The sequence below is a fragment of the Clostridium sp. 1001271B_151109_B4 genome (assembly GCF_015670405.1).
GTDB lineage: Bacteria > Bacillota > Clostridia > Clostridiales > Clostridiaceae > Clostridium.
In genome coordinates this window covers 1-1855 of sequence record NZ_JADPBQ010000049.1, presented here as the reverse complement: position 1 = coordinate 1855, position 1855 = coordinate 1, and the positions used below count along the sequence as shown (strand labels likewise).

Sequence of the window (1855 nt, the reverse complement as noted above, 5' to 3'; positions counted from 1 at the left end):
GGGGCTGTATCAAAATAAATTTTGATAATAGCCGATAAAAAAAGGAGGGTTCGAATTCGAATCCTCCTTTTTGCATATAATATTTTCATGAAAAATATTATATGCAAAAAAAATATTATACACATCCATCAATTAGGATTCCCAATTAATTTAGAAATTATTATACCGAAAGATGATTCAGTAAGAACATTATATGAAGTAACGGAGGGACTAGATTATTCAAAATTATATGAAGCATACTCTACTGAAGGTAGAAATCCAATGCTCTTACCTGAAACATTATTTAGAATAGTTACTTATGGCTATATGGAAGGTATATATTCTAGTAGAAAACTTGAAAAAGCTTGTAAAAGAGATATTAACTTTCGTTGGCTTTTGCAAGGGCAAAAGGAACCGAGCCATAACACAATTGCAAGATTTATAAGTGAAAAGTTAGAAGGATGTGTAGAAGATTTATTTTCACAATTTATAATTGAATTAGAAAAACGAAATGAAATAGAATTTGAAAATTTATTTGTAGATGGTACAAAAATCGAAGCGAATGCTAATAGATATAGTTTTATTTGGAAAAAAGCTACTGATAAATTTGAAGAGAAATTACAAAATAAAACTCATAAAATATTATTAAACATAAGTTCAGAGCTTGATTTAAATTTAAGTATACCTGATGAAAAGATCTCAGTTGAATATGCATTAGCGGTAAAAGATAAACTTATTGAAATTAAAGAAAAAGGAGGCTTAGACTTTGTATATGGAAAAGGCAAAAGAAAAAGTAAACTTCAAAAATACACTGAAGTAATTAATGATTTTATAGAAAAACAAAGTAAATATGATGAATACAATAAAATTTTTAATGGAAGAAATAGTTTTTCAAAAACCGATCATGACGCTACTTTCATGCATATGAAAGAGGATCATATGAAAAATGGTCAGTTGAAGCCAGCATATAATGTTCAAATAGGGGTAGAAGGTGAATATATAGTTGGAATAGATATATCAAGTGAAAGATCAGATCAACTTACCTTTATACCATTTTTAGATAAGTTAGAAAAGAACTTAAATAAAAAATATAAATCTATAACTGCTGACGCAGGATACGAAAGTGAAGAAAACTATACATATTTAGAAAATAATAATCAAAAAGCTTTCATTAAGCCTCAAACATATGAAAAATCAAAAACTAAAAAGTTTAAAAATGATATTAGTAAAAGAGAAAATATGCAATATAACCAAGAGGATGATTACTATATTTGTGCTGCTGGAAAGAAACTACTTCCTAAAGGATCTACTACAAGAAAATCAAAATCAAACTTTAAATCAATAGTAAATATCTACGAATGCGAAAGCTGTTTAGGGTGTGAATATAAAAATAAATGCACAAAAGCTAAGAATAATAGGCAATTATATGTTCCTAAAGAATTTTTAAGATTAAGATCTGAATCATTAGCTAACATAACAACCAAAGAAGGGGTACGTTTAAGAATAAATAGATCTATTCAAGTTGAAGGTGCATTTGCAGTAATTAAACAAGATTATGGATTTAGAAGATTTTTAATGAGGGGAAATAAGAAAGTTAGAATAGAATTATTGATAATGGCATTTGCCTATAATGTTAATAAATTGCACAACAAAACTTTACAAGGTCGAAACGGCGAGTTGTTGCACGAGCCGAAAGGTGCATAATAAAAACTATATATGAAAATTATACCAGAAGGCATCTAACCTTCTTTTTGTCATGTAAAAAAACAAAATTAATAGCAATATTTACATAAAAATTAGTGTATAAAATTTTGAACAATTAAAAAGGAGTTGTATTCAGATTGAATTTATTAATTCAATCTGATACAGCCCCTTT

Annotated in this window: 1 protein-coding gene; it reads left to right on the top strand. The window is 27.3% G+C overall.

The genetic code is table 11. The annotated features are described in order from the left end of the window. The first annotated feature begins 114 nt into the window (after positions 1-114). Positions 115-1683 carry an IS1182 family transposase gene (locus I4V63_RS15430; protein WP_196002105.1) on the top strand — a complete coding sequence of 523 codons (1569 nt, stop codon included), beginning with the start codon at positions 115-117 and terminating at the stop codon, positions 1681-1683. Positions 1684-1855: the final 172 nt, after the last annotated feature.